Source organism: Pseudomonas sp., assembly GCF_050739655.1.
Classification (GTDB): Bacteria; Pseudomonadota; Gammaproteobacteria; order Pseudomonadales; family Pseudomonadaceae; genus Aquipseudomonas.
On the sequence record NZ_JBOIBY010000275.1, the window covers coordinates 1 to 22,110 of the forward strand.

Consider the following 22,110-nt stretch of genomic DNA (forward strand, 5'->3'; position numbering starts at 1 on the left):
CTGCTCGCGATAGCGGTGTATCAGTCAACTTCCATGTTGAATGTAACGCCGTCATCGCGAGCAGGCTCGCTCCCACAGGTTTTGTGTTTTCGGCTCACTGAGTAACACAGCGCGTAGTGGTAGTAACCCGGGTCACCTCGCCGTTTTCGCCACGCACATCGCCCATCACATCGGTTTTATCCATGGGTTCCTGACAGGTGCGTACGGGCGGAGGCGGCGGTGCGGCCGGTGGTGGTGGCGGCGGACTGGAACAACCACCGAGGATCGCTACGCAGAATGCGAGCGGAGCAAAGACGCGTTTCCCAAGAGTTTTCATAGGTTGACCCGCGATAAATGATCGACACCTTTTTGTGACAACAAAACCTGGGCGCAAAGTTCACGGGCCTGTCACAAAAAAAGTAATTACGCATCGCTTACGGCCAAAACAGTGGCCAATACCATGAAAGCCTGGCAGTTCTTACATCACAGGATCGGGGCGATGCAGGGAATTGCTTTGTAGTTCGTATCGCAGTTCTTCAATCAGTGCCGCCGCCGCTTCGGCTGTATGTAAGGTGGCCATGTTCAGGCCACTGACCACCAAGTCCACCTGACCCGACACGGGATGGTAGAGCTTGACCGTCAACGAGTGATCGCCGGTGATATCGCACGCACAGGCCAGGGGTGAAAAACTGTGCTCGATCAGCGCGCGCAGTTGCGCCAGAGACATCATAACGCTTGGCTCCGGCGACCAAATCCATCGTGTTGCAGGTTCATCAGGCTGTTCCTTAAGCGGTTTCGAAGGGGCGCGCAGGTCATCCAAAGGCACCTGTCGCACTCTTCCAGCCTAAAAGCCGCTCTACAGGGTCAACACATGAAATTGCACCTGTTGGCTTAGTGCATTTGCACCTTACCACTGCCGTTTAAAGTCACCCCCTGGATCGCCCTGCGCCGGAAAACAGACCGCGCTCGCGCGCCCACACAATCGCTTCGCTGCGGCTGTGCACGTCGAGTTTGGAATACACCGTCGCCACGTGGTTGCGAATGGTATTGGGCGCGAGCTTCAGGCGCGCGGCGATTTCCTTGTCGGCCAGGCCTTCGCAAATCAGGCCCAGCACATCGCGCTCACGGGCAGTCAGGTCGGTGAAGGAGACACTGGGCAGGCGTGGTGAATTGACGTTCTTCACGTTGGCCAGTTTTTCGATGAGCGTGCGGCTGAACCATGAGGCATCTTTCATCACCTCCTCAATGGCCGACACCAGTTCCAGCTCCGTGCGCTTGCGTTCGGTGATGTCCATCAACACCAGCAGGTAGCACGGGTTGTCCTGAATGTTCACGGTGTCCGCCGACACCGCGCAATCAATCAGCTCGTTATCTTTGCGGCGCAAGCGAACGTCGATTCGGTCCAGGCTGGCGGTTTTCTCCAGTGCTGCAAACAGCCGCGACCGTGCACTTTTGTCAGCGATGAAATCAATCTGCGCGACGCTCTCACCAAGGACCTCTTCACTGGCATAACCGAGGGTAGCCAGGAACGCTTCGTTGACATCCAGCACAATCTGATCAGCCGCGCCGCACAGCAGGATCGGCACCGGTGACAGGCGAAACGCCTTGGCAAAGCGCTCTTCACTCTGGCGCAAGGCGATTTCGGCCTTGTGTCGCGGCTCGATGTCGACGAAAGAAAACAACATGCAGGCTTCGTCATTGAGCTCAAGGGGCTGACCGGCGACGATCACCTGTTTGCTGCTGCCATCGGCCAATTGCAACGCGGCCTGCATTTGCGGGATGGTCGCGCCTTCGCGCAAACGCTGCTTGGCCAGATCTTTTTTTTCCGCCTGATCGAGCACATCCAGTTCATAGGCCGAAGCACCGATCACCTGATCGCGGGCAAACCCGGTCATTTCCAGGAAGCCGGGATTGACCTTGATGTAACGCAGATCACTGAGACGACAAATCACCGCCGGCGCCGGGTTGGCGGCGAAGGTCTTCTCGAACCGCTGCTCGGCACCGGCCCAGTCGGTGACGTCGTTGATGATCAGCACCAGGGACTCTGGCGATCCATGGTTATCGGCCAACACCAGGCTGCGGACACGATGAAACCAGGAGCGTTGATCATCTACCGTGCTGGTCACCTCCACCAGGACGTCGCTGAAGGACTCGCCCTTGCCGACACGGATGATGGGATAGCTGTCGGCAGGCACCACATGGTTATTGCGATAGCGCAATGCGAAGCGCTGGGTGTAGGCCTCGGCGTTGATGCCCAGGTCACTGACTTGCTCAGCACCGTGCATCGCCAGGGCAGCCTCATTGGCCCAGAGGATGGTCCGGTCGGGATCCAGCAGAATCACACCATCGGACAGGCCCGCGATGATCTGCTGCAATTGGCGGCGATTGGTGTCGCTGATCAGTACGTCCTGGCTCATTGCGGCTCCCCAAGTACGACGAGGTTGTCATGCCCCCTGTGAAGAGTACGACCGCCACGGTTTTCGATAGTGCAGAGAACCTGTGGGAGCGAGGCTTTCTTGCAATGGCTGTGGTGAAGCGAGGACGCCATCGCCGGCAAGCCAGCTCCTATTTTGTGCCAGCCACATTATTTGTGAACGGCATAACCACCTGTGGGAGCGTGGCTTGCCCGCGAAGACGTCCGCACATCCAGCATCAATGTGTCTGACCCAACCTTTCGCGGACAAGTCGAATCGTCGCACTGCTCGCTCCTACAGGTTCGCGGTGTTTGACGATGGCTCGGGCTGCGTTCGGACGAACTTATTTTTCAGGCAGCCAGCGCCCCTTTCGCCACGGTCTCGGAAGCCGCCAGCATCGCCCGCAACAGCACCGCGCACCCGGCGGCCAGATCGTCCGGTGCGGCGTTTTCGATTTCGTTGTGACTGATGCCGCCTTCGCAGGGTACGAAAATCATGCCGGCCGGGCCAAGTTCGGCAAGGAAGATTGCGTCGTGCCCGGCGCCGCTGACGATGTCCATGTTCGATAAGCCCAAGCCTTGCGCTGCATTGCGCACCGCTTCGACACAGTCTTTGTTGAAGTACAGCGGCGGGAAGTCGGCGGTGGGCGTCAGCTCATAAGTCAGCCCGTGCTCCTGGCAGGTGGTTTCGATGACTTCGCGGACTTCGGCGATCATCGAATCCAGCCGTGCCGGTTCCAGATGACGGAAGTCCAGGGTCATGCGCACTTCGCCGGGGATGACATTGCGCGAGCCCGGATAGGCTTGCAGGCAGCCGACGGTGCCGCAGGCGTGAGGTTGATGGCCGAGGGCTGCGCGGTTGACCGCACCTACGATCACCGAGGCGCCAACCAACGCGTCCTTGCGCAGGTGCATCGGCGTCGGCCCCGCGTGGGCTTCGACGCCACGCAGTTTCAAATCAAACCATTTTTGCCCGAGAGCGCCCATGACGACGCCGATGGTTTTGCGTTCGTCTTCCAGGATCGGGCCTTGTTCGATGTGCGCTTCGAAATACGCACCCACCGCGTGACCGCTGACCGCACGCGGACCGGCATAGCCAATCGCGTTGAGTGCCTGGCCGACGGTCACGCCCTCGGCGTCGACCTTGGCCAGGGTTTCCTCAAGGGTGAATTTTTCCGCGAACACCCCGGAACCCATCATGCACGGCGCGAAACGCGAGCCCTCTTCGTTGGTCCACACCACCACTTCCAGCGGCGCTTCGGTTTCGATGCCCAGGTCATTGAGGGTGCGCAGCACTTCAACGCCCGCCAGCACGCCGAAACAGCCATCGAACTTGCCGCCTGTGGGCTGGGTGTCGATGTGGCTGCCGGTCATGACGGGTGGCAGGTCCGGGTTGCGCCCGGGACGACGGGCGAAGATGTTGCCGACGGCGTCGATGCTGACGCTGCAGCCCGCCTCCTCACACCATTTGACGAAAGTGTCCCGGGCCTGGCGATCGAGATCAGTCAGGGCCAGGCGACAGACGCCACCCTTGACCGTGGCGCCGAGCTGGGCCAGCTCCATGAGCGACTGCCACAAGCGGTCGCGATTGATGTGCTGATGGGTGGACTGCAGAACGTCTACGGCCGCGTTCATGTTGATCTCCTCAGGCTGTTCTTATGATTTTTTCAGATGTCTGTTCGGTGTTTGTGATGCCGCCATCGCCGGCAAGCCGGCTCCCACAGGGTTCTCGGGTGTTCACAAAACCTGTGGGAGCTGGCTTGCCAGCGATGAGGCCAGTGATTACACCGCAGATTTCGCCACAGACGGACTAGGTCGCATCGCGCACAACCCGTAATAAATCACCCCGCCCAGCGCCGACCCCGTGAACCAGCCATAGCTGTAGAACCAGTTGAAGGCGTCGCTGCCCAGGGACAACAAGGTCAGCGCCACCGGCACACCGAACGCAAGAAACCCGTTCCAGTTCCATGCCGGGTACACGTCATCGCGATAGAGCCCGGCCAGGTCCAGTTGCTGTTTCTTGATCAGGAAATAATCCACCACCATGATCCCGGCAATCGGCCCCAGCAGGCTGGAATAGCCAAGCAACCAGTTGGAATAGACGGTCTCCAGACTCAGATCGGAGACGATCAAACCCAGTTTTTTCAGCAGCTCATGGCCCATCAACGCCAACCCGACAAGCCCGGTGAGCAGCACGGCATTGGTGCGGTTGATCACCTTGGGCGCGATGTTCTGGAAGTCATTGGTCGGTGAAACGATGTTGGCCGCGGTGTTGGTCGACAGCGTGGCGATGATGATCAACGCCATGGCCAATGCGACCCACATCGGGCTCTGGATATGGCCGATCAAGGTCACTGGATCGGAAACCGTCACGCCCACCAGCTTCACCGAAGCAGCGGTCATCACCACACCGAGGGAGGCAAACAGGAACATGGTCAGCGGCAGGCCGATGATCTGCCCGACGATCTGGTCCTTCTGGCTTTTGGCGTAGCGACTGAAGTCCGGAATGTTCAGTGACAGCGTGGCCCAGAAACCCACCATCGCGGTCAGCCCGGCGGCGAAGTAACTGGCCACACCAGCGCCTTCGGGACGCTTGGCCGGAATCGCCATCAACTCGGTCATCGACACGTTCGGCATGGCCCAAACCAGCAGCCCTGCGCCCACCAGCACCAACAGCGGCGCGGACAGGGTCTCCAGCCATTTGATCGACTCGGCGCCGCGAATCACCACCCACAAGTTCAGCGCCCAGAACACCATGAAACCGATCACTTCGCCGGTGCCGCCCAGGGATTTCCAGCCCTCGAACACCGAGCCCAGAAACAGATGAATCGCCAGGCCACCGAACATCGTCTGGATGCCGAACCAGCCACAAGCCACCAGCGCGCGGATCAAGCACGGGACATTGGAACCGAGGACGCCGAAGGACGAGCGCAACAGCACCGGAAACGGAATCCCGTATTTGGTGCCGGCGAACGCGTTGAGCGTCAGCGGGATCAGCACAATGATGTTGGCCAGCAGAATCGCCAGCAGCGCCTCGCCGACACTCAGGCCGAAATACGCCGTCAGCACGCCACCGAGGGTATAGGTCGGCACGCAAATCGCCATGCCGACCCACAATGCGGTGATGTGCCATTTGTTCCAGGTTCGTTCATGCACCTTGGTGGGTGCGATGTCGTGGTTATAATGGGGACTGTCGAGGACATCGCTGCCGGCTTCGAGCTCGAACAAGCCGTCGCGCTCGGTCACTTGCGATCTGATCTGTTGCATGGCCGCTCCACTGTTCTTTTGATTATTGTTGCTCATCAGGGGCTGGCGCCAATCTGCGCGAGCCGGACGATGGCCGGAGGAACTGACAACTTTCATGGACCGGCCAAGGTGTCAGCGGCGGCATCAATAAACGTGCCGGGTGCCGCGCTTACGCATCGGGCAGTGCCATTACAACTTTATAAGCAACTGATGTTTATCAGTTTTATTTATTCACCTGAAAAGTCCACGGGGACTTGCGATGCCACTCAGGCCGAATGCCACGCAAGTTGTCCGAACAGACAGGACTCAAACTGGTGCGTTTATCTTTTTTTTCAAAGTCGCGCATCAACCATAGACGACCATGGACCCAACTCAAACAGCTGATTTCACATAAGAAATCTTGACCATATTTCGATCCTGTCAAGTGCGTCAAAATGGTGAGGCGCCTCACCATTTTGGTGATTCTTAATTTTTATCGTTATTAATCAATACGTTAAAACAGATATAAGCTTATAAAAAATATTCTTGCTGATTCGATGAACTGCAGCTAGCGTTTAATCCTGACAGCACTGACAGGAATCACCCTGTCCGTGCTCGCTTCATATAAAACATCTAGAACCGGTATCAGCCGGTCATTGCCTGCGAGGAACTCGGAATGTCTCTGTTGATCCGTGGCGCTACCGTTATTACCCATGATGAAAGTTATCGTGCCGATGTGTATTGCGCAGACGGCGTAATCAAGGCCATCGGTGAAAACCTCGATGTTCCTGCAGATGCACAAATCCTCGACGGCAGCGGCCAGTACCTGATGCCCGGCGGCATCGACCCGCACACGCATATGCAACTGCCCTTCATGGGCACCGTGGCCAGCGAAGATTTCTACAGCGGCACAGCGGCGGGATTGGCCGGTGGCACTACCTCGATCATCGACTTCGTGATTCCCAACCCACAGCAGTCCTTGATGGAAGCTTTTCACCAATGGCGCGGCTGGGCCGAGAAGTCGGCCTCCGACTACGGCTTTCATGTGGCGATCACTTGGTGGAGCGAGCAGGTCCGCGAGGAGATGGCCGAGCTGGTGATCCATCACGGGGTCAACAGCTTCAAACATTTCATGGCCTACAAAAACGCCATCATGGCGGCCGATGACACGCTGGTGGCGAGCTTCGAGCGTTGTCTGGAATTGGGTGCGGTGCCCACCGTTCACGCTGAAAACGGCGAACTGGTGTATCACCTGCAACGCAAACTAATGGCCCAGGGCATGACCGGGCCGGAAGCGCATCCGCTGTCACGCCCATCCCAGGTTGAAGGTGAAGCCGCGAGCCGGGCCATCCGCATTGCCGAAACCCTGGGCACGCCGCTTTACCTGGTGCATGTCTCCACCAAGGAAGCCCTCGATGAAATCACCTATGCCCGCGCCAAGGGCCAACCGGTGTATGGCGAAGTGTTGGCCGGGCATCTGCTGCTGGATGACAGCGTCTACCAGCACCCGGACTGGCAAACAGCTGCCGGCTACGTGATGAGCCCGCCGTTCCGCCCTGTCGGCCATCAACAAGCACTCTGGCATGGCCTGCAAGCCGGCAATCTACACACCACCGCCACCGACCACTGCTGTTTCTGCGCCGAACAGAAAGCGGCCGGCAAGGACGATTTCAGCAAGATCCCCAATGGCACCGCCGGCATCGAAGACCGCATGGCCGTGCTTTGGGATGAAGGGGTGAACACCGGGCGCCTGTCGATGCAGCACTTCGTTGCGCTGACGTCCACCAACACCGCGAAGATCTTCAACCTCTACCCGCGCAAAGGTGCAATCCGTGTCGGCGCCGATGCCGACCTGGTGCTCTGGGACCCCCAAGGCACGCGCACAATCTCGGCCAAGACCCATCACCAGCAAGTCGACTTCAACATCTTCGAAGGCAAGACCGTGCGAGGCGTACCCAGCCACACCATCAGTCAGGGCCGGGTGGTCTGGGCCGATGGCGATCTGCGCGCCGAGCGTGGTGCGGGGCGGTATATCGAACGGCCGGCTTATCCGGCGGTGTTTGATTTGCTGAACAAGCGGGCTGAGTTGAATCAGCCTAGGGCTGTGAAACGCTGAGCACCGCTGAAACCCGGAGTATTGAAGATCGTTCCCACGCAGAGCGTGGGAACGATCAGCCCATCAGAGGCAGCACCTCCATCACCGTGAGGCTAAAAACCGTGATCAAGACCCTGACCCACCTCCCGCATCCTTACGAGGATGCAGCCGCCCTCGCCGGCCATTTCACCGATCTGGCGCCGCCGCTCAATGAGCGCCAGGCCCACCTGGAAGCCTCGCGCTGTCTGTATTGCTACGACGCACCCTGCGTGAATGCCTGCCCGAGCGAGATCGATATTCCCTCGTTCATCCGCAACATCCATCAGGACAACGTGCAGGGCGCGGCGCAGAAAATCCTCTCGGCCAACATCCTCGGTGGCAGTTGCGCCCGGGTCTGCCCGACGGAAATCCTCTGCCAGCAAGCCTGCGTGCGTAACAACGCCCACGAGTGCGCGCCGGTGATGATCGGGCTGTTGCAGCGCTACGCCGTGGACAACGCGCACTTCAGCGAGCACCCCTTCTCCCGTGCCGCCGCCACCGGCAAGCGCATCGCCGTGGTTGGCGCCGGTCCCGCAGGGCTTTCCTGCGCCCATCGCAGTGCCATGCACGGGCATGACGTGGTGATTTTCGAAGCACGGGAAAAGGCTGGCGGCCTCAACGAATACGGGATCGCCAAGTACAAACTGGTGGACGATTACGCGCAAAAGGAACTCGACTTCCTGCTGGACATTGGCGGCATCGAAATCCGTCACGGACAAAAGCTCGGGGAGAACCTGACCCTCAGCGAATTGCATCAACAGTTCGACGCGGTGTTCCTCGGTCTTGGCCTTGCAGCGAGCAAGCAATTGGGCCTGGCCCACGAAGACGCGCCCGGACTGCTGGCCGCCACCGATTACATCCGCGAATTGCGCCAGGCCGATGACCTGACGCAGCTGCCGCTGGCCGACCACTGCATCGTCCTCGGCGCGGGCAATACCGCGATCGACATGGCCGTGCAAATGGCTCGCCTTGGTGCTCGCGACGTCAATCTGGTGTACCGCCGAGGTGTGGAGGACATGGGCGCCACCCACCACGAACAGGACATCGCCAAAGCGAACCAGGTACGCCTGTTGACCTGGGCTCAACCGGAGGAAGTGCTGCTCGATGACAACGGCCGCGTGCGGGGCATGCGCTTTGCCCGCACGCATCTGGTCGAAGGTCGCCTGCAAACCACCGGTGAAACCTTCGAACTGGCCGCCGACGCGATCTTCAAAGCCATCGGCCAGGCCTTCGACAGTAGCGCCCTCGCCGACCCGCTGGCCCGTGAACTCAAGCGTCAAGGCGAGCGCATCGAAGTGGACGATCAACTGCGTACCAGCATCCCCGGCGTGTATGCCGGCGGTGACTGCACCAGCCTCGATCAGGACCTGACCGTGCAAGCGGTGCAGCATGGCAAACGGGCCGCCGAGGCCATCCACTCTCAACTGATGCTCAACGTGGAGGCTGCGTAAATGGCCGATCTGTCGATTGTTTTCGCTGGCATCAAATCCCCCAATCCATTCTGGCTGGCGTCCGCACCGCCGACCGACAAGGCGTACAACGTGGTCCGCGCCTACGAGGCGGGCTGGGGTGGCGTGGTCTGGAAAACCCTGGGTGAAGACCCGGCTGCGGTGAACGTTTCGTCACGCTATTCCGCGCACTTCGGGGCTAACCGGGAGGTCCTGGGTTTCAACAACATCGAACTGATTACCGACCGCTCACTGGAGATCAATCTGCGGGAAATCACCCAGGTGAAAAAGGATTGGCCGGACCGCGCACTGATCGTTTCGCTGATGGTGCCGTGCGTCGAGGAGTCGTGGAAAAACATCCTGCCGCTGGTGGAAGCCACGGGCGCCGACGGTATCGAGTTGAACTTCGGTTGCCCTCACGGCATGCCGGAACGCGGCATGGGCGCGGCGGTCGGACAGGTTCCGGAGTACGTCGAGCAGGTCACTCGCTGGTGCAAGACTTATTGCTCGCTGCCGGTGATTGTCAAACTCACACCCAACATCACCGACATCCGCGTCGCTGCCCGGGCGGCGCACCGTGGCGGCGCGGATGCGGTGTCGTTGATCAACACAATCAACTCGATCACCAGCGTCAACCTGGAACGCATGGTCGCCAATCCAATCGTTGGCAGCCAAAGCACCCACGGTGGATATTGCGGCTCGGCGGTCAAGCCGATTGCCTTGAACATGGTCGCCGAGATCGCCCGCGACCCACAGACTCGCGGCCTGCCCATCAGCGGCATTGGCGGCATCGGTAACTGGCGTGATGCCGCGGAATTCATCGCGCTGGGCTGCGGTTCGGTGCAGGTGTGCACGGCGGCGATGTTGCACGGGTTCCGGATTGTCGAGGAGATGAAGGACGGCTTGTCGCGCTGGATGGACAGTCAGGGCTACGCCAGCATCGCCGAGTTTTCCGGACGCGCCGTGGCCAATACCACGGACTGGAAGTACCTGGACATCAACTATCAGGTGGTCGCGAAAATCGACCAGCAGGCGTGCATCGGTTGTGGTCGCTGCCACATTGCTTGCGAGGATACGTCACACCAGGCGGTGGCCAGCCTGACCAAAGCCGATGGTACGCACAGCTATGAAGTGATCGATGAGGAGTGCGTGGGTTGCAATCTGTGCCAGATCACCTGCCCGGTGCAGGACTGCATCGAGATGGTGCCCGTGGACAGCGGGAAACCGTTTCTGGATTGGAATCATGATCCGAGGAATCCCTACCATGTCAGTCCTTGAGGACAGCATCGTCTGAACTGACGCCATCGCTGGCAAGCCAGCTCCCACAGGGATCTTGGATGTTCACAAAACCTGTGGGAGCTGGCTTGCCAGCGAAGAGGCCCGCACAGTCACCACAAATCTCAAGGCTCCAACCCGATCCCCCGCAAAATCACGCTGGTCACCGTCTGAATCGCCCTTTCGAACTGCATGTCCGTCAACGGCTGATGATCATTGAGAATATTCACCTGGTGATCGAAGTCCGCATAGTGCTGGGTCGAGGCCCAGATCATGTACAGCAGGCTCGATGGCTCCACCGGCAGGATGCGTTTGTCGTCCACCCACTGGCGAATCTTCGCCTCTTTCATCTTCGCCCAATCGTACAGGCTGGCATCCAATGCCTCGCCCAATGTCGGCGCGCCGTGGATGATTTCGTTGGCCCAGACTTTTGAACCGTAAGGCCGGCTGCGGGAGTGGTTCATCTTGGCGCGGATGTAGCTGCTGAGCACCACGCGCGGGTCGTCGAACATCTCGAAGCACAGCGCGTCCTGTTTCCACACTTCCAGCAGATCGAACAGCACGGCGCTGTACAACTCGGTCTTGGTGCTGAAGTAGTAATGCAGGTTGGAGCGCGGCAGTTGCACTTCGGCGGCGATGTCGGCCATGGCGGTACTGCCGAAGCCTTTTTCGGCGAAGACCTTCTCGGCCCCCAGCAGAATTTTCTCGACGTTACTGCGACGAATCTCGATCTTGTGATTGCCCATAAGGGCTCCCTGACAACAGCGTTAAACAAGACTAGCACCCGCTCTATCTCGCGGCGACAGGCGCAAACCAAACATTTCACTCCCCGGCTTGCGGTGCAAGTCATCGTATAACTTCTGATTGACAACAGTGAAACGGCCCGTAAATAATCGCCGCCAATGTTGTACGACGACGTATGACAACAATAAAAACAAAAATGAAGGGAGCGTCACAGTGAGTAAGCTCGTCCGCAATTCGTCCATCCGCAACCCACGCCCAACCTTTGCCCGTCGCCATACGCTGAGCCTGATCGGTTGCTCCAGCCTGGTCCTCGCCCTGCCAATGGCCAGCCAGGCCGAAGGTTTTACCGATGACGCCAAAGCCACGCTGAACCTGCGCAACGCCTACTTCAATCGCAACTTCACCAACCCGGCCGCCGCTCAGGGCAAGGCCGAAGAGTGGACGCAGAACTTCATTCTCGATGCCAAGTCCGGCTTCACCCAAGGCCCGGTCGGCTTCGGTGTCGATGTGCTGGGCATGTACTCGCAGAAGCTCGACGGCGGCAAAGGCACCGGCGGTACGCAACTGTTGCCGATCCACAGTGACGGCCGCCCTGCCGACAACTTCGGGCGCCTGGGCGTCGCGCTCAAAGGCAAGATTTCGAAAACCGAAGTGAAGGTCGGCGAGTGGATGCCGGTGCTGCCGATCCTGCGCTCCGACGATGGCCGTTCGCTGCCGCAGACCTTCCGTGGCGGCCAGGTGACGTCGACCGAGATCAGCGGCCTGACGCTCTACGGCGGCCAGTTCCGCCAGAACAGCCCGCGCAACGATGCGAGCATGGAAGACATGTTCATGAACGGCAAAGCGGCGTTCACCTCAGATCGTTTCAACTTCGGCGGCGGCGAATATGCGTTCAACGAGAAGCGCACCCAGGTCGGCGTGTGGTACGCCGAGCTCAGCGACATCTACCAACAGCAGTACTTCAACCTGAGCCACAGCCAGCCCATCGGCGACTGGACCCTAGGCGCCAACCTCGGCTACTTCATCGGCAAGGAAGACGGCAGCGCGCTGGCCGGCGATCTCGACAACAAAACCGCGTTCGCCCTGCTCTCGGCCAAGTACGGCGGCAACACTTTCTATGTCGGCCTGCAGAAACTCACCGGCGACAATCAGTGGATGCGCGTCAACGGCACCAGCGGCGGCACCCTGGCCAACGACAGTTACAACTCCAGCTATGACAACGCCAGGGAAAAATCCTGGCAGGTTCGCCACGACTACAACTTCGTCGCCCTCGGCGTGCCCGGCCTGACCCTGATGAACCGCTACATCAGCGGCGACAACGTGCACACCGGGGCCATCACCGACGGCAAGGAATGGGGCCGTGAAACGGAGCTGGCCTACACCGTGCAGAGCGGTGCGTTGAAAAACCTCAACGTCAAATGGCGTAACGCGACCATTCGCCGGGATTTCAGCACTAACGAATTTGATGAAAACCGCATTTTCATCAGTTATCCGATCAGCCTGCTGTAAACACACAACCCCTGTGGGAGCGAGCCTGCTCGCGATAGCGGTGGATCAGCCTGAAAATGTTTTGTCTGTTAGGCCGCCATCGCTGGCAAGCCAGCTCCCACAGGTTCGTGGTGTTTGGTGAACTCGGGTACGACACAAATCCGTAGGAGCCGACTTGCTGGCGATAGCGGTGGTTCAGCTTGAACATGTTTTGACTGTCAGGCCCCCATCGCTGGCAAGCCAGCCCCCACAGGTTCGTGGTGTTTGGTGAAATCGGGTACGACACAAATCCGTAGGAGCCGGCTTGCTGGCGATAGCGGTGGTGAATGTAAGGCCGCCATCGCTGGCAGGCCAGCTCCCACAGGGTTAGGGGTGAGCTTCAGTTCTTCAGTAAACGACCCTCCGTCAATTTCCACCAAAGTCGCGTTGACAAGAACCGGAAAGCCTTACGATACTTCGACACAGTTGTACGACAACCTATAACGAATCAATAACAACAACTGTTTGTCCAGGATTCCCCATGACGACCACTGCAACCGCCCGCATTCACTTCAATCGCCTGCTGCTGACCGGTGCCGCCGGTGGCCTGGGCAAGGTCCTGCGCGAAAGCCTGCGCCCTTATGCCAACGTCATTCGCCTGTCCGACATCGCCAACATTGCCCCGGCCATCGATGACCGCGAAGAAGTGGTGCTGTGCGACCTCGCCGACAAACAAGCCGTGCATCACCTGGTGGAAGGCGTGGACGCGATCCTGCACTTCGGCGGCGTGTCCACCGAGCACTCGTTCGAAGCGATCCTCGGCGCCAACATCTGCGGCGTATTCCACATCTATGAAGCGGCACGTCGACACGGCGTCAAGCGCGTGATCTTCGCCAGCTCCAACCACGTGATCGGCTTCTACAAGCAGGACGAAGTGATTGACGCCCACTCCCCTCACCGCCCGGACAGCTACTACGGCTTGTCCAAGTCCTACGGCGAAGACATGGCTACGTTCTACTTCGATCGCTATGGCATCGAGACCGTCAGCGTGCGCATTGGCTCGTCGTTCCCGGAACCGCAGAACCGCCGGATGATGAGCACCTGGTTGAGCTTTGGCGACCTCACGCAACTGCTGGAGCGCGCGCTGTACACCCCCGGCGTCGGCCACACCGTGGTCTACGGCATGTCCGATAACAAGGACATCTGGTGGGACAACCGCTACGCCTCGAAATTGGACTATGCCCCGCAGGACAGCTCCGAAGTGTTCCGCGCCAAAGTCGAAGCCCAGCCGATGCCGGCAGCCGATGACCCGGCCCGCATCTACCAGGGCGGCGCCTTCTGCACAGCCGGCCCGTTCGGCGACTGAACCCAATCGCTCAACACTTGATCCCCACAACAAGAACCCAAGGGAATGAGTTGCCATGCAAGCCGAATTGATTGTCGATGCCCGTAACGCAGTCGGTGAATGCCCGGTCTGGGTGCCTGAAGAAAACGCCCTGTACTGGGTGGATATTCCTGCCGGCAACCTGCAACGCTGGAGCGTTCAAAGCGGTACTGTCCAAGCCTGGAAAGCCCCAGAAATGCTGGCGTGCATTGCCCGGCACAGCCATGGCGGCTGGGTGGCCGGCATGGAAAGCGGCTTCTTCCATTTGCACACGCACAACGACGGCAGCCTCGCCTGCGAGTTGCTTGGCCAGGTCGAGCACAGTCGTCAGGACATGCGCCTGAACGATGGTCGTTGTGATCGACAGGGTCGGTTCTGGGCCGGCAGCATGGTGCTGAACATGGGCGCCAATGCCGCCGAGGGTCGGCTCTATCGCTATAGCGCCGGGCAGTCCGGCGTGGTCGATGCGCAACTCGACGGTTTCATCGTGCCCAACGGCCTGGGCTTCAGTCCGGACGGCAAGACGATGTATCTGTCGGACTCGCACCCCAACGTGCAACTGATCTGGGCCTTCGATTACGACACCGCCAGCGGCACGCCGTCCAATCGCCGGGTGTTCGTCGACATGAACCACTTTTGCGGTCGTCCCGATGGCGCCGCAGTGGATGCCGATGGCTGTTACTGGATTTGCGGCAACGACGCCGGCCTGGTGCACCGTTTCACCCCCGACGGTCGCCTGGATTACTCGTTACCCGTACCGGTGAAGAAACCCAGCATGTGTGCCTTCGGCGGCAGCCAGATGGACACGCTGTTCGTGACCTCTATTCGCCCCGGTGACGACCATGACCAACAGTCATTGGCCGGTGGTGTATTCGCCCTCAACCCCGGCGTCAAAGGCTTGCCGGAACCTCATTTCAACCATTCGCCCACCTGATTCAAAACGCTGACCCCCTCTGCTGCATCGCTGTGTCTTGAATAAAAAAATAACAAAACTGGAGATACCCCCATGGACTTCAAACGCACCTTGCTCGCCGCTGCACTTCCGATCACTGCAACCCTCGCCTTCTCCCTCAGCAGCGCCGCCCATGCGCTGGAAATCAAATTCGCCGACATCCATCCCGCCGGTTATCCGACCGTCGTGGCTGAAGAACAGCTGGGCAAGACCCTGGTGGCCGACAGCGACGGCAAGCTGACCTTCAAGATGTTTGCCGGCGGTGTGCTTGGCTCGGAAAAAGAAGTGGTCGAGCAGGCCCAGGTCGGCGCCATCCAGATGGCCCGGGTCAGCCTCGGCATCGTCGGCCCGGTGGTACCGGACGTAAACGTGTTCAACATGCCGTTCGTATTCCGCGACCAGGCGCACATGCGTAAGGTCATCGACGGTGCAGTCGGCGACGAAATCCTCGACAAAATCACCAACTCGGAATTCAACCTGGTGGCCCTGGCCTGGATGGACGGCGGCACGCGCAACATCTACACCAAAAAACCGGTGCGCAGCCTGGAAGACCTCAAGGGCATGAAGATCCGCGTACAAGGCAACCCGATGTTCATCGAGACCATCAACGCCATGGGCGGCAACGGTATCGCCATGGACACCGGTGAGATCTTCAGTGCCTTGCAGACCGGCGTGATCGATGGCGCGGAAAACAACCCGCCTACCCTGCTGGAACACAACCACTACCAGAACGCCAAGTTCTACAGCCTGACCGGCCACCTGATCCTGCCTGAGCCGATCGTGATGTCGAAGATCACCTGGGAAAAACTCACCCCGGATCAGCAAACCCTGGTGAAAAAAGCCGCCAAGGCCGCCCAGGCCCAGGAACGCACCCTGTGGGATGCGAAATCGGCCAGCAGCGAAGAGAAACTCAAGGCTGCGGGCGTCGAGTTCATCACCGTCGACAAAAAACCTTTCTATGAGGCAACCGCCTCGATCCGCGAGAAATACGGCGCGCCTTATGCCGACCTGATCAAGCGCATCGAAGCCGTTCAGTAACTCTCTCCCGCACTCAAGAAAGGCCCGGCGCCACTGACGTTGTAATACGTCGGTGCGCGCCCGGTTACGGTGAAATCCGATGAAGAATCTGCTGTTGCGCATCAACGACAGGATTTACATGGCCTGCATCTGGGTGGCCGGCCTGTCTGTCCTGGCCATTTCCCTGATGATCCCCTGGGGCGTGTTCGCCCGTTACATCCTCGGCACCGGCTCCAGCTGGCCGGAGCCGACCGCGATCCTGCTGATGATGGTCTTCACCTTCATTGGCGCCGCCGCCAGTTATCGTTCCGGCTCGCACATGGCAGTGGCCATGCTCACCGACCGCATGGCCCCCAGCCTGCGTAAGACCATGAGCATCGTCGCGCAACTGCTGATGGCAACCATCTGCCTGTTCATGGCCATCTGGGGCACCAAGCTGTGCATCTCGACCTGGAACCAGTTCATGAGCGCCCTTCCGACCTTGCGCGTAGGCATCACCTACATGCCGATTCCGGTGGGCGGCGTGCTGACGCTGATCTTTGTCCTGGAAAAACTCTTGCTCGGTGACCAGAGCAACCGTCGGGTCGTGCGTTTCGACCTCGTTGAAGAAAACGAAGGTGCCGCTTAATGGACGCTCTGATTCTACTCGGCAGTTTTATCGCTTTGATCCTGATCGGCATGCCGGTTGCCTACGCCTTGGGCCTTTCCGCCCTGATCGGCGCCTGGTGGATCGACATCCCCTTCCAGGCCCTGATGATTCAGGTGGCCGGTGGCGTGAACAAATTCTCCCTGCTGGCGATTCCGTTCTTTGTGCTGGCGGGCGCGATCATGGCCGAGGGCGGCATGTCCCGTCGGCTGGTGGCGTTCGCCGGGGTCCTGGTGGGTTTCGTGCGCGGCGGCCTGTCGCTGGTCAACATCATGGCCTCGACGTTCTTCGGTGCGATCTCCGGTTCTTCCGTGGCGGACACCGCTTCGGTCGGTTCGGTACTGATTCCGGAAATGGAGCGTCGTGGCTATCCCCGTGAATTCGCCACGGCGGTCACCGTCAGCGGTTCGGTACAGGCCCTGCTGACCCCGCCAAGCCACAACTCGGTGCTCTACTCGCTGGCCGCTGGCGGCACAGTGTCGATTGCCTCGCTGTTCATGGCCGGTGTGGTGCCGGGGCTGTTGATGAGCGCGTGCCTGATGGTGCTGTGCCTGATCTTCGCCAAGAAGCGCGACTACCCCAAAGGTGAAGTCATTCCGATGCGCCAGGCGCTGAAGATCTGCGGCGAAGCGCTGTGGGGCCTGATGGCCATGGTCATCATCCTGGGCGGTATTCTTTCGGGGATTTTTACGGCGACCGAATCGGCGGCGATTGCCGTGTTGTGGTCGTTCTTCGTCACCATGTTCATCTACCGCGACTACAAGTGGAGCGAACTGCCGAAACTGATGCACCGCACGGTGCGCACGATTTCGATCGTGATGATCCTGATCGGCTTCGCCGCCAGCTTTGGCTACATCATGACGCTGATGCAGATCCCGGCGAAGATCACCACGATGTTCCTGACCCTGTCGGACAACCGTTACGTGATCCTGATGTGCATCAACGTCATGCTGCTGTTGCTTGGCACCGTGATGGACATGGCACCGCTGATCCTGATCCTGACGCCGATCCTGATGCCAGTGATTCTGGGCATTGGCGTCGACCCGGTACAGTTCGGCATGATCATGCTGGTGAACCTGGGGATCGGTTTGATCACACCGCCGGTGGGTGCGGTACTCTTCGTGGGGTCGGCCGTGGGCAAGGTCAGTATCGAGTCAACTGTGAAGGCCCTGCTGCCGTTCTACGCCGTGCTGTTCCTGGTGCTGATGCTCGTGACCTACGTTCCTGCGCTGTCGCTGTGGTTACCGCATTTGGTGTTGTAAACCTTGAAAAGATCGCAGCCTTCGGCAGCTCCTACAGGGAGGTTGTCGCAGGTTGCGATCTTTTCCCATTCAACTCAAGACGAAAAAAACCATGACCCTGCTTGAGCTCGAAGACGACCTGACCCACCTCACCCTCACCCCGGAAATCGGCGGCAGCATCGTCAACTGGACGGTTCGCAGCACCGGCCACCCCCTTTTGCGCCACAGCGACGCACACGCCCTTAACACCGGCCTGCCCGGCAAACTCGGCTGCTTTCCTTTGGTGCCCTGGTCCAACCGCATCGCCGAAGGTGGTTTCGACTGCCCCGAAGGCTGGCTGGCATTGACGCCCAACAGCCTCACCGATCCGTTGCCGATTCACGGCAGCGCCTGGCAGCAGCCCTGGCAAGTGGTGTCCCAAACCGCCAACGAAGTTGTCCTGCAACTCGATAGCACCACCCCCTTCGCCTATCGCGCCCGGCAGCGCCTTCATCTGGATCAGGGCAAGCTGAGCATCGAACTGCGCGTCACCCATCTGGCCGAACGTGCCGCCTGGCATGGCCTGGGCTTGCACCCGTATTTGCCACGCACCGCCCACACCCAATTGCAGGCTGCGGCCCGGCAGGTGTGGTTTTGCGATTCGACGAAACTGCCGACCCACCTCAGTGCACTGCCCGCCGAATGGGATTTCCAGCCACTCAAGGCGCTGCCCGAAACGCTGGTCGACAACGGTTTCTGCGAATGGGATGGCCACTGCCTGATCCAGCAACCGGAGCTGGGCTATGAACTGCAATGCCAGGCCACCGGCAGCGATTACTACCTGCTCTACTGTCCGGTGGGCCTGGAGTTTTTCTGCATCGAACCGGTCAGCCATCCGGTCAACGCGCATCACTTGCCCGGTCGGCCAGGGTTGAAATTGCTGGAGCAAGGTCAGTCAGCAGAGCTGACATTCACCCTGCAATACCGCTCCCTGTAGGAGCGAGCTCGCTCGCGAAAAACGCCCTGACGACGCGTTCGTCCAGGCAGCACGCGTAATCGTTGACGACCATCGCGAGCAATCGAGCGTCGACCGGCTGCTCCTACAGAGGGGCCAATAGCTGGCTCAACACCGCGCGCAACTTGCCGGGCTTGACCGGTTTGTTCAGCAGCGGCGCGTCGAGCCGTTGCAATGAGCGCCGACACTGATCGGTGCGGTCGGCGGTGATGATCACCGCGGGAATGCTCTGATGGAAATGCTCGCGCAAATGCCGCACGACATCACAGCCGACCACCCCGTGGTCCAGATGATAGTCCGCCAGGATCACTTCCGGCGCCCTTCCTGCCAGTGACGCCAGAGCCGAGGCTTCATCGGTGGCCGTCACCACGTCGCAGCCCCACTGCCCAAGCAGTGCGCCCATGCTGTCGAGGATGCTCGTCTCGTTGTCCAACACCAGCAAACGACGACCCGGTAGCGGGTTGCCCGCGCCAGGCTGCGGCACGACCTGGCTGACCGGCAACGGCACCTGCTCGCACAGCGGGACCTCGATGCTGAACCTCGAACCGCGCCCCGGCAACGAATGCACACTGATCCTGTAGCCCAGGATCTTGGCGATGCGCTCGACAATGGCCAGCCCCAAGCCAACGCCCTTGCGGTCGGCGGCACGTCCAACGTCGAGCTGGTTGAACTCCAGGAAGATCGAGTCGAGCCGGTCCGCGGCAATCCCGCGCCCGGTGTCCCAGACCTCCAGGTGCAACATCTGGCCCCGGCGTCGGGCCGCCAGCAGGATGCTGCCTTCATCGGTGTAGCGGCAGGCGTTACTGAGGAAATTGCGCAGGATCCGTGTCATCAGGCGCAGGTCGGTGCTGATGCCGTAGTCGCCCGTGTGCACCCGCAGGTTCAAGCCCGCTGCCTGGGCGACGGACTGGAATTCCGAGACCAGCGGCCCAAGTAATTCGTCCAGGCGATAGGCTGCAATGTCCGGCTTGACCGCCGCTTGATCGAGCCTTGAAATGTCGAGCAAATCGGTGAGCAGGTCCTCCGCACCTTCAAGTGCCTGGTGAGTGCGCTCCACCAGTACCTGTTCGGCCTGCGGCAAATGCCGTTCGCGCAAGGTAGAGATCAGCAGGCGCGCGGCGTTCAGCGGTTGCAGCAGGTCATGGCTGGCGGCGGCGAGGTATTTGTCCTTGCTGTGATTGGCGGCCTCGGCGGCATCACGGGCATCGCGCAAGGCCTGGGCAATCTGTTTACGCTGGGTGATCTGCTGTTGCAGGTTGCGGTTGGCTTCCAGCAGTTCATCGGTGCGTGCGGTGACGCGCTGCTCCAGTTCGTCGTTGAGTTGTTGCAGGCGTTGCTGGGCGAGTTTGCGTTCAGTGATGTCGGCGACGAACCCTTCCACCAGCCCTTCCTGACCCGGCTTGAGCAACAGGTTCATCAAGACGTCGAGGTGGCTGCCGTCCTTGCGCCGCAGGCGTGTCTCGTAGCCGTGCAGGCTGCGTTCGCGCTTGAGGATCTCGCCGATGATCTCCAGCTCCTCGGCGCCGTCGACAAACAGATTGCTGGCCAGGTCAGTCAGGGAGAACAGCACCTGCTGCGGGTCCTGATAACCCAGCATGCGCGCCAGCGCCGGGTTAGCGGCGCGCATGCCGTCCTGCAGGCTGGCCTGGAAAATCCCGTGGACCGCGTTCTCGAACAGCCATTTGTAGCGGTTGCGCTCAGCCTCCAGCTCATCCAGACGCGCGGCCAGCTCCGGGTAATGGCTCTTGCGCGCCGAATGACTGCCCAGCCCCAGTAGCCCGGCCAGGGCCCGTTGCTGCTCGTCAGAGGGCTTCGCCATAGACGACCTCGACATCACGCTGGCTGGACTCACGCGGGTTGGTGAGGATGCACGGATCGTCCATGGCATGCTGGGACAGGAACGGAATGTCGGAGGTCTTCACCCCGTGCAAGCCGAGGGTTTCGTGGAAACCGATGGCGTGCTTAAGGGCGATCAGGTGATCGACCAGGCGCCCGCAGATCTGCCGGTGATTGAGGCCTCGGCAGTCAATGCCGAACGTCTCGGCGATGACCTTGAAGCGGTCCGGCGACGAGTCGTAATTGAACGCCACGACGTGCTCCACCAGCACCGCGTTGCACAGGCCATGGGGCAGGTCGAGAAAACCGCCAAGACTGTGGGACATGGCATGCACCGCGCCTAGGATCGCATTGGAAAACGCCAGCCCGGCCTGCATGCTGCCGAGCATGATTTTTTCGCGCAGGGCGATGTCCGTCGGGTTGGCGATCATTTGCACCAGGTTGCCATTGATCAGGCGCATCGCCTCCAGCGCATGGGGATCGGTCAGCGGTCCGTGGCCGGTGGATACGAAGGCTTCGATGGCATGCACCAGGGCGTCGATGCCGGTACAGGCGGACAGGAACGGGTCCATGCTCAGGGTGGTTTCCGGGTCGATCAGCGACACATCCGGCACCACCGCCTTGCTGACGATGGAGAACTTCATGCGCTCCTGCTGGTTGGAGATGATCACGAACTGCGAGACGTCAGCCGAGGTGCCGGCGGTGGTCGGAATCAGGATCAGCGGCGGGCTGGGCACGCGGATGGTATCCACCCCTTCGAATTCGAGGATGCTGCGGCCATGGGCGACGACAATGCCGATGCCTTTGCCGCAATCCATCGGGCTGCCGCCACCGACAGCGACAATCACATCGCAGTGATTTTCCCGGTACATCTCGGCACCGAGCATCACCTCTTCGACACGGGGATTGGGCGAGACGGCGCTGTACAGGCAGTATTCGATACCCAGCGCTTGCAGGCTGGCTTCGACATCGGCGACCCAGCCGGCGGCGATCACTCCCGGATCGCTGACCACCAGCACCCTGCGCGCGCCAAAGGTTTTGGCGTAGTTGCCGACGTTATGCCGACAGCCGGCACCGAAGATGATTTCAGGCGAGACGAACTTGCGCAGCTGATTGAGACTCTGGCTCATGGGACAGCCTGTTCTTATTGTTTTGGAAGATGATGTTCACACTAAAGCATCCGGCGTTGAAAGCAATCAGACCAATTGATGGGGATGCACAGATAGCGAATTCACTGCTGTTCCCTGTGGGAGCGGGCTTGCCCGCGATGACTGCCTGACAGTCGACATCAATGCTGAATGTTCTGGCCTCATCGCGGGCAAGCCCTAATGCCGGTCAGTTAAGGCATTTGTAGG

17 protein-coding genes are annotated in these 22,110 nt (G+C 60.1%); 10 read left to right on the forward strand and 7 right to left on the reverse strand.

Features of this window, described 5'->3' with window-relative positions; translation table 11 throughout:
• Positions 1 to 457: 457 nt before the first annotated feature.
• From ACRESJ_RS13685 to ACRESJ_RS13700, 4 genes are all read right to left on the reverse strand, one after another.
• Positions 458 to 709 carry a DUF1652 domain-containing protein gene (locus ACRESJ_RS13685; protein ID WP_431758364.1) on the reverse strand — a complete coding sequence of 84 codons (252 nt, stop codon included), beginning with the start codon at positions 707 to 709 and terminating at the stop codon, positions 458 to 460.
• A 196-nt stretch (positions 710 to 905) separates the two neighbouring features.
• The gene (locus ACRESJ_RS13690; RefSeq protein ID WP_431758365.1) at positions 906 to 2,396 is read right to left on the reverse strand and encodes a helix-turn-helix transcriptional regulator; all 1,491 of its coding nucleotides are present in this window, start codon (positions 2,394 to 2,396) and stop codon (positions 906 to 908) included.
• 347 nt (positions 2,397 to 2,743) lie between these two features.
• Positions 2,744 to 4,027, reverse strand: coding sequence for a Zn-dependent hydrolase (locus tag ACRESJ_RS13695; protein WP_431758366.1), 1,284 nt, complete (start codon positions 4,025 to 4,027; stop codon positions 2,744 to 2,746).
• A 147-nt stretch (positions 4,028 to 4,174) separates the two neighbouring features.
• Positions 4,175 to 5,659, reverse strand: a complete 1,485-nt coding sequence (locus ACRESJ_RS13700; protein ID WP_431758367.1) for an NCS1 family nucleobase:cation symporter-1 — start codon at positions 5,657 to 5,659, stop codon at positions 4,175 to 4,177.
• A 634-nt stretch (positions 5,660 to 6,293) separates the two neighbouring features.
• Between ACRESJ_RS13700 and hydA the strand changes: the two genes are divergently transcribed.
• From hydA to preA, 3 genes are all read left to right on the forward strand, one after another.
• On the forward strand, positions 6,294 to 7,733 hold the full coding sequence (gene hydA, locus ACRESJ_RS13705; RefSeq protein WP_431758368.1) for a dihydropyrimidinase: 1,440 nt from the start codon (positions 6,294 to 6,296) through the stop codon (positions 7,731 to 7,733).
• 101 nt (positions 7,734 to 7,834) lie between these two features.
• On the forward strand, positions 7,835 to 9,202 hold the full coding sequence (locus ACRESJ_RS13710; protein ID WP_431758369.1) for an NAD(P)-dependent oxidoreductase: 1,368 nt from the start codon (positions 7,835 to 7,837) through the stop codon (positions 9,200 to 9,202).
• A complete protein-coding gene (preA, locus tag ACRESJ_RS13715) occupies positions 9,203 to 10,477 on the forward strand; it encodes an NAD-dependent dihydropyrimidine dehydrogenase subunit PreA (RefSeq protein WP_431758370.1) in 1,275 nt (424 codons plus the stop codon).
• A gap of 122 nt (positions 10,478 to 10,599) precedes the next feature.
• Here the strand turns inward: preA and ACRESJ_RS13720 are convergent, their stop codons facing one another.
• Positions 10,600 to 11,220 (reverse strand): TetR/AcrR family transcriptional regulator, encoded by a 621-nt coding sequence (locus tag ACRESJ_RS13720; protein WP_431758371.1) that lies wholly within the window; start codon positions 11,218 to 11,220, stop codon positions 10,600 to 10,602.
• A 211-nt stretch (positions 11,221 to 11,431) separates the two neighbouring features.
• Between ACRESJ_RS13720 and ACRESJ_RS13725 the strand changes: the two genes are divergently transcribed.
• The 7 genes from ACRESJ_RS13725 (at position 11,432) to ACRESJ_RS13755 (ending at position 18,901) form a co-directional block, all read left to right on the forward strand.
• Complete coding sequence (locus tag ACRESJ_RS13725; RefSeq protein WP_431758372.1) at positions 11,432 to 12,727, forward strand: OprD family porin; 1,296 nt, start codon at positions 11,432 to 11,434, stop codon at positions 12,725 to 12,727.
• A gap of 499 nt (positions 12,728 to 13,226) precedes the next feature.
• On the forward strand, positions 13,227 to 14,051 hold the full coding sequence (locus tag ACRESJ_RS13730) for an NAD-dependent epimerase/dehydratase family protein (protein WP_431758373.1): 825 nt from the start codon (positions 13,227 to 13,229) through the stop codon (positions 14,049 to 14,051).
• A 55-nt stretch (positions 14,052 to 14,106) separates the two neighbouring features.
• Positions 14,107 to 15,003 (forward strand): SMP-30/gluconolactonase/LRE family protein, encoded by an 897-nt coding sequence (locus ACRESJ_RS13735; RefSeq protein ID WP_431758374.1) that lies wholly within the window; start codon positions 14,107 to 14,109, stop codon positions 15,001 to 15,003.
• Between the two features lie 72 nt (positions 15,004 to 15,075).
• On the forward strand, positions 15,076 to 16,059 hold the full coding sequence (locus ACRESJ_RS13740; RefSeq protein WP_431758375.1) for a TRAP transporter substrate-binding protein: 984 nt from the start codon (positions 15,076 to 15,078) through the stop codon (positions 16,057 to 16,059).
• Positions 16,060 to 16,138: 79 nt separating this feature from the next.
• The gene (locus ACRESJ_RS13745) at positions 16,139 to 16,666 is read left to right on the forward strand and encodes a TRAP transporter small permease (protein WP_431758376.1); all 528 of its coding nucleotides are present in this window, start codon (positions 16,139 to 16,141) and stop codon (positions 16,664 to 16,666) included.
• Positions 16,666 to 17,946, forward strand: coding sequence for a TRAP transporter large permease (locus tag ACRESJ_RS13750; RefSeq protein ID WP_431758377.1), 1,281 nt, complete (start codon positions 16,666 to 16,668; stop codon positions 17,944 to 17,946). Before ACRESJ_RS13745 ends, ACRESJ_RS13750 begins: the two co-directional genes overlap by 1 nt.
• A gap of 91 nt (positions 17,947 to 18,037) precedes the next feature.
• Positions 18,038 to 18,901 carry an aldose 1-epimerase gene (locus ACRESJ_RS13755; RefSeq protein WP_431758378.1) on the forward strand — a complete coding sequence of 288 codons (864 nt, stop codon included), beginning with the start codon at positions 18,038 to 18,040 and terminating at the stop codon, positions 18,899 to 18,901.
• 103 nt (positions 18,902 to 19,004) lie between these two features.
• Here ACRESJ_RS13755 and ACRESJ_RS13760 read toward each other — a convergent pair whose 3' ends face one another.
• Both ACRESJ_RS13760 and ercA read right to left on the reverse strand, forming a co-directional pair.
• Positions 19,005 to 20,738 carry a PAS domain-containing hybrid sensor histidine kinase/response regulator gene (locus tag ACRESJ_RS13760; RefSeq protein ID WP_431758379.1) on the reverse strand — a complete coding sequence of 578 codons (1,734 nt, stop codon included), beginning with the start codon at positions 20,736 to 20,738 and terminating at the stop codon, positions 19,005 to 19,007.
• Entirely contained in the window at positions 20,722 to 21,885 is a 1,164-nt protein-coding gene (gene ercA / locus ACRESJ_RS13765; RefSeq protein WP_431758380.1) for an alcohol dehydrogenase-like regulatory protein ErcA, read from the reverse strand. Before ercA ends, ACRESJ_RS13760 begins: the two co-directional genes overlap by 17 nt.
• Positions 21,886 to 22,110 lie beyond the last annotated feature (225 nt).

What these genes read in the sequence shown, in the direction of transcription:
- ercA (WP_431758380.1), bottom strand. Translation starts at nt 21,885, where the DNA reads ATGAGCCAGAGTCTCAATCAGCTGCGCAAGTTCGTCTCGCCTGAAATC.
- ACRESJ_RS13745 (WP_431758376.1), top strand. Translation starts at nt 16,139, where the DNA reads ATGAAGAATCTGCTGTTGCGCATCAACGACAGGATTTACATGGCCTGC.
- ACRESJ_RS13720 (WP_431758371.1), bottom strand. Translation starts at nt 11,220, where the DNA reads ATGGGCAATCACAAGATCGAGATTCGTCGCAGTAACGTCGAGAAAATT.
- ACRESJ_RS13735 (WP_431758374.1), top strand. Translation starts at nt 14,107, where the DNA reads ATGCAAGCCGAATTGATTGTCGATGCCCGTAACGCAGTCGGTGAATGC.
- ACRESJ_RS13730 (WP_431758373.1), top strand. Translation starts at nt 13,227, where the DNA reads ATGACGACCACTGCAACCGCCCGCATTCACTTCAATCGCCTGCTGCTG.
- ACRESJ_RS13685 (WP_431758364.1), bottom strand. Translation starts at nt 709, where the DNA reads ATGATGTCTCTGGCGCAACTGCGCGCGCTGATCGAGCACAGTTTTTCA.
- hydA (WP_431758368.1), top strand. Translation starts at nt 6,294, where the DNA reads ATGTCTCTGTTGATCCGTGGCGCTACCGTTATTACCCATGATGAAAGT.
- ACRESJ_RS13695 (WP_431758366.1), bottom strand. Translation starts at nt 4,027, where the DNA reads ATGAACGCGGCCGTAGACGTTCTGCAGTCCACCCATCAGCACATCAAT.
- ACRESJ_RS13760 (WP_431758379.1), bottom strand. Translation starts at nt 20,738, where the DNA reads ATGGCGAAGCCCTCTGACGAGCAGCAACGGGCCCTGGCCGGGCTACTG.
- ACRESJ_RS13740 (WP_431758375.1), top strand. Translation starts at nt 15,076, where the DNA reads ATGGACTTCAAACGCACCTTGCTCGCCGCTGCACTTCCGATCACTGCA.
- ACRESJ_RS13755 (WP_431758378.1), top strand. Translation starts at nt 18,038, where the DNA reads ATGACCCTGCTTGAGCTCGAAGACGACCTGACCCACCTCACCCTCACC.
- ACRESJ_RS13690 (WP_431758365.1), bottom strand. Translation starts at nt 2,396, where the DNA reads ATGAGCCAGGACGTACTGATCAGCGACACCAATCGCCGCCAATTGCAG.
- ACRESJ_RS13750 (WP_431758377.1), top strand. Translation starts at nt 16,666, where the DNA reads ATGGACGCTCTGATTCTACTCGGCAGTTTTATCGCTTTGATCCTGATC.
- ACRESJ_RS13700 (WP_431758367.1), bottom strand. Translation starts at nt 5,659, where the DNA reads ATGCAACAGATCAGATCGCAAGTGACCGAGCGCGACGGCTTGTTCGAG.
- preA (WP_431758370.1), top strand. Translation starts at nt 9,203, where the DNA reads ATGGCCGATCTGTCGATTGTTTTCGCTGGCATCAAATCCCCCAATCCA.